Below are 4,192 nucleotides of genomic sequence, written 5' to 3' on the forward strand. Positions count from 1 at the left end.
TAAGCGAACACTGAGAAACATTATATTTAGCGGGATATGGATAATTTGGACTCTTGCCTTAATTGCCTTTTTGGCGTTATCAGATGGCTGGTGAGTTTTTGATTATTCTAATCCTAATTTTTAGCATTATTATTTATTCTATGACGTTGAGGTTAAAAAAAGCTGCTATGTTTAGTCGTAAAACTGAAACACCAAAAGCAATAGAGCCTGTTGCACCAGTAATAACAGAAGAGAAAAAACCGATGCCAGAGCAAAAACTATACACGATTATTGCAAAAGGAACGGTATTCCAAGGCGATATTAATGTTGAAGGCGACATCCAAATTTGGGGTAAAGTCGCGGGTAATATTAATGTCAAAGATGGTGTTATTCGTGTTATGCATGCAGGACAAGTTGAAGGCGAATTAACAGCACCTGATATTATTATTGATGGTTTTGTAAAAGGCATCTGTGCTGCAAATAATTTAGATATCTTAGAACACGGTGAGTTACGTGGGACTAGTCGTTGTGGCAGTATGTCAATTAAGCGTGGCGGTATTTTTACTGGGCAATCAGAACAAGTTGAACATCAAGCAAAGTCAGTAGCCCAACAACGCGTTGTTTCAATAAAAGAAAGCGCTAATGCAAATAAAGATAAAGTTGTTGCTCCCGTAGAAAATCATCTAAAAGAAAATAAAAAATAAAGTACCATTTTTCTTTTCATTGTTCGTTATTTATCCTATTTTATCGCTATTGTCTTTATTTTATATAAACAGAGAATAACGATGAATTTAGATACTCCCAGACTGCACTTAAGAGAATGGCGTGAAAGTGATAAAGCGCCATTTTTTTCTGAAATCAATTCTTCACCTGAAGTGATGCGCTATTTTCCTTGCACTTTATCTCAATTGGAAAGTGATAATATGGTTGAGATTATTCGTGAAAAATTTATTCAACAAAACGGATGGGGAATGTGGGCCGTTGAATTAAAAGAAACTCAAGAGTTTATTGGTTTTGTTGGGTTAAATATTCCCGTAGCACCTTTGCCATTTAATCCCTGTGTAGAAATTGGTTGGCGAATTGCAAAGAAATTTTGGCGAAAAGGTTATACCTACGAAGCGGCTTTAGCAGTATTTAAATTTGCTTTTGAAATATTGGCGTTAGACGAGGTTGTTGCTTTTACCGCAATGTCAAATCTTCCATCTCAAGGTGTAATGCAAAAACTAGGTATGCATCAGTCTGATAATTTCTTTCATCCAGCATTAGAAAAAACACATCCACTAGCTGAGCATGTTTTATACCGCATGAAGAAATCTGATTTTACTTTTCAGTCGAACGAATAGTGCGTTTTTTTTCAGGAAGTGGAGGAACGGGTTTTCTATCATCAATAAGATGGCGTATTGCTAAGATTGGATGGTAAATTAACATTCGTGGACCAGCCCAACGCATGATTTGTTTCATCGTTTCTCTTTTAGTGGGTTGATAACAATGAATAGGACATTGTTTGCAGGCTGGCTTGTCTTCACCATAGCGACATTTATCTAATCGATTATAGGAATAATTGATTAATTGTTGATAATAATCTGAGTCAGCTTCAGGATGCGAATGAGCATAAAGGCGAACCATTTTTGAATTGGTTTTTTTCTCGCGATTAATTCTTTTTCCTGACATAGCTTTCTCTCTTATTAAATGTTGCATTTATTATGCATTTTATCATTAAGCAGATAGAGACGCTAAAACATTATTTAGTGCGTAATGATAAAAAATTTATCAAAAAGACTTTTCTTTTTTCTTAGAATAGAATACTGTATTTATATACAGTTTATTTGCCTTCAAATGGTGAAACCAATGCGTGTGGAAATTTTATTTAATAAACAATCTAAGATAAACCGACTCATTATTTCCGCTCTTAGAACACGAACTAAGAAAAAAGATCATTCCAGAATATCCAGATATGCAGTTTCGTATCGCCTTTAGTAGCATGAACTCGATTCAAGTTACGGGTATAAAAGATGAAACAAAGCATGAACACATAATGGAGCTTATTCAAAGTGTTTGGGAAGATGATGGTTGGTTGCAAACAGACGATGAATAAAATGCCATAAATGTAAATAAAGTCATTACGATTGTCAGAACACATTGCTTTTTACTTATTTATATAAAAAGCCAATACTATAGAAAAGGAAATCACTGGCAATCGAGCTTTAAATATCAATGGTGACAGATCTTGTTTTCACTCGTTGTAAATCCCCCTTCAGCAGGAATAAATTTACCTTTCCTTTCTAAGAAATCAACTAGTTCAGTTGCTGTCATATTCTCAGCTGAGCAAGTATGAAAACGTGAGTGATTGCCGAATTGTTTATGGATAGCCTCAATCAGCGATATTTTAGTAAATGCAGTCTCTGAAGAAAGGATCATTTGTAAAACTTCATGACCATGTATTGATGACATATTGAGCCCCTAAAAATAAAAGATATATTTATTATGCATCTTTATAGGGCGATATCTTTGTTTTTAATCATAAAAAGCGATGATATTATATCATCGCTTAAAAAGAGCCTTATTTTTCAAGTCGTTGAAGTATTTTTTGCATTTCATCTTTAAGATGAAGCTTTTCTTTTTTTAGTTTGGCAACTTCATCATTATAACCAGCTCCGTTAGGACCTTCTAATTTAGCAATTTCTTGATCGAGTCGATGATGTTTATCGTAGAGAGCTTCAAAGCGAGGATCACTATTTCTTAATTGAGAAACAAGGGATTGTTGATCTGAGAACATATAACCTCCTATGAAAAGAAATTGGGTCTCTATTTCAGTATAATCATAGATAGCTTATCTGCACGGTGATGCATCACAAATTTACATTTCATGAAAAAACGTGATTTTTCTTTTTAAAACATTCAGAATTATCCACTCATAGTATTATTTACTAAGATGTTAGCATTCAGGTACTAAAAATATTAGTATTCAGATGATAAGTAATAAAAACATCTGACTAATTTTATTAACAGCGAAAGGTTTGCTGTAAAAATGGAGAGAGTGATGAACAAAGTAATATTATCTTTAGTCGCAGCAATGTCTTTGTCTGCCTGCGCACAAGCTACCGACAGTTTAGATAAAGTTGCACCTTATCCTAAGGCTCAAGAAAATCAAGTTCGTCATGTTATCGAGTTAGAGAAAAAAGATAATGAAAGCAATTACCAAGTTGAATTAATTATTGGTAAAGAACTTAAAGTAGATTGCAACCATCAGTGGTTCGGTGCGAAATTAGATGAAAAGAATTTAGAAGGTTGGGGTTATAGCTATTATGTTGTTGGCGATTTGAATGGTCCAATGTCAACAATGATGGGATGTGCTGACAATACGAAAAAAGATGCTTTTGTACAGGCAAATATGGGTTCAGATGCCTTTATCCGTTATAACAGTAAATTACCTATCGTTGTCTATACACCAAAAGATGTTGATGTGAAATATCGTATTTGGTCAGCGGCCGAGACGACTCAAGATTCAGTTAAAAAATAATAATTAACCCTATTTAGGATAGATTATCGTTTTACTAAAAAGCCCTTTGTTGTTGAGACAAAGGGCTTTATTGCTATTTAAGCTATATATTAGCGTATAACTAAAACTGACATTTTGGCATGGCGTACAATTGCTGATGCCGTTGAGCCTAATAAGTAGGAGGAAACATTAGGTCTATGTGACGCAATCGCAATTAAATCCGCATCAATGTGGCGGGCATATTCTAAAATTTCATCTTTTGCGTTACCGACACCAACATTACATTTAATTTGCTCATCAGGAATTTCTGCATCTTTAATCATTTCTTGTAGTGCAACAAAAGCAAGGCGAGTACGTTCTGATGAATCTTTGAATTTTTCAGGAATAGCTGCAAACTCGATACCAAAGAAAAGTTCAGCATTAGGAATAACGGTGAGGAAGTGGATCTCAGGTTTACCCACCTTTGCTATTTGTTCAATGTGAGTGATCAGTTCCTGAGAAAGTTCATCTTCTAAAATATCAATGGGAACTAGTATTTTCTTATACATTACAAACCTCACTTAGCGTTAGTTTAAAATATTTACCATTATCGCTTAATGGTAAAAAATAGCTGTGATCTGTGTTTTAAATAAGAGTGAGAATGATTATTTACTGCTTTACATTATTAAGTATGAAAAGTTGAAAACGGTCTAAAATAATATTAATAATATAATG

Annotated in this window: 8 protein-coding genes; 4 read left to right on the top strand and 4 right to left on the bottom strand. The window is 34.0% G+C overall.

The features are described 5' to 3' along the window. Positions 1 to 167 precede the first annotated feature (167 nt). Together BHE89_RS10745 and BHE89_RS10750 are read left to right on the top strand one after the other, a co-directional pair. The gene (locus BHE89_RS10745) at positions 168 to 683 is read left to right on the top strand and encodes a bactofilin family protein (protein ID WP_128860467.1); all 516 of its coding nucleotides are present in this window, start codon (positions 168 to 170) and stop codon (positions 681 to 683) included. An 81-nt stretch (positions 684 to 764) separates the two neighbouring features. Then, a complete protein-coding gene (locus tag BHE89_RS10750) occupies positions 765 to 1,322 on the top strand; it encodes a GNAT family N-acetyltransferase (RefSeq protein ID WP_069367755.1) in 558 nt (185 codons plus the stop codon). Here BHE89_RS10750 and BHE89_RS10755 read toward each other — a convergent pair. Beyond that, positions 1,300 to 1,650, bottom strand: coding sequence for a nitrous oxide-stimulated promoter family protein (locus BHE89_RS10755; RefSeq protein WP_128860468.1), 351 nt, complete (start codon positions 1,648 to 1,650; stop codon positions 1,300 to 1,302). The genes BHE89_RS10750 and BHE89_RS10755 overlap by 23 nt on opposite strands. A gap of 283 nt (positions 1,651 to 1,933) precedes the next feature. Between BHE89_RS10755 and BHE89_RS25580 the strand changes: the two genes are divergently transcribed. Continuing rightward, positions 1,934 to 2,074, top strand: a complete 141-nt coding sequence (locus tag BHE89_RS25580) for a DinI-like family protein (protein WP_286146072.1) — start codon at positions 1,934 to 1,936, stop codon at positions 2,072 to 2,074. Positions 2,075 to 2,190: 116 nt separating this feature from the next. Here the strand turns inward: BHE89_RS25580 and BHE89_RS10765 are convergent, their stop codons facing one another. Beyond that, complete coding sequence (locus BHE89_RS10765; RefSeq protein WP_069367757.1) at positions 2,191 to 2,430, bottom strand: YecH family metal-binding protein; 240 nt, start codon at positions 2,428 to 2,430, stop codon at positions 2,191 to 2,193. Positions 2,431 to 2,539: 109 nt separating this feature from the next. Next, a complete protein-coding gene (locus tag BHE89_RS10770; RefSeq protein WP_069367758.1) occupies positions 2,540 to 2,755 on the bottom strand; it encodes a DUF465 domain-containing protein in 216 nt (71 codons plus the stop codon). Between the two features lie 252 nt (positions 2,756 to 3,007). On the opposite strand from BHE89_RS10770, the gene eco reads away from it, so the two are divergent. Next, entirely contained in the window at positions 3,008 to 3,499 is a 492-nt protein-coding gene (eco, locus tag BHE89_RS10775; RefSeq protein WP_077885090.1) for a serine protease inhibitor ecotin, read from the top strand. Between the two features lie 89 nt (positions 3,500 to 3,588). Here the strand turns inward: eco and BHE89_RS10780 are convergent, their stop codons facing one another. Continuing rightward, positions 3,589 to 4,026, bottom strand: coding sequence for a universal stress protein (locus BHE89_RS10780; protein ID WP_069367760.1), 438 nt, complete (start codon positions 4,024 to 4,026; stop codon positions 3,589 to 3,591). Positions 4,027 to 4,192: the final 166 nt, after the last annotated feature.

Source organism: Shigella sp. FC1967 (assembly GCF_001743005.1).
Lineage (GTDB): Bacteria > Pseudomonadota > Gammaproteobacteria > Enterobacterales > Enterobacteriaceae > Proteus.

Excerpts from the sequence above, each read along its gene's own strand:
- BHE89_RS25580 (WP_286146072.1), top strand. The coding sequence starts at position 1,934 with ATGCAGTTTCGTATCGCCTTTAGTAGCATGAACTCGATTCAAGTTACG.
- BHE89_RS10745 (WP_128860467.1), top strand. The coding sequence starts at position 168 with ATGTTTAGTCGTAAAACTGAAACACCAAAAGCAATAGAGCCTGTTGCA.
- BHE89_RS10770 (WP_069367758.1), bottom strand. The coding sequence starts at position 2,755 with ATGTTCTCAGATCAACAATCCCTTGTTTCTCAATTAAGAAATAGTGAT.
- BHE89_RS10750 (WP_069367755.1), top strand. The coding sequence starts at position 765 with ATGAATTTAGATACTCCCAGACTGCACTTAAGAGAATGGCGTGAAAGT.
- BHE89_RS10765 (WP_069367757.1), bottom strand. The coding sequence starts at position 2,430 with ATGTCATCAATACATGGTCATGAAGTTTTACAAATGATCCTTTCTTCA.
- BHE89_RS10780 (WP_069367760.1), bottom strand. The coding sequence starts at position 4,026 with ATGTATAAGAAAATACTAGTTCCCATTGATATTTTAGAAGATGAACTT.
- BHE89_RS10755 (WP_128860468.1), bottom strand. The coding sequence starts at position 1,650 with ATGTCAGGAAAAAGAATTAATCGCGAGAAAAAAACCAATTCAAAAATG.
- eco (WP_077885090.1), top strand. The coding sequence starts at position 3,008 with ATGGAGAGAGTGATGAACAAAGTAATATTATCTTTAGTCGCAGCAATG.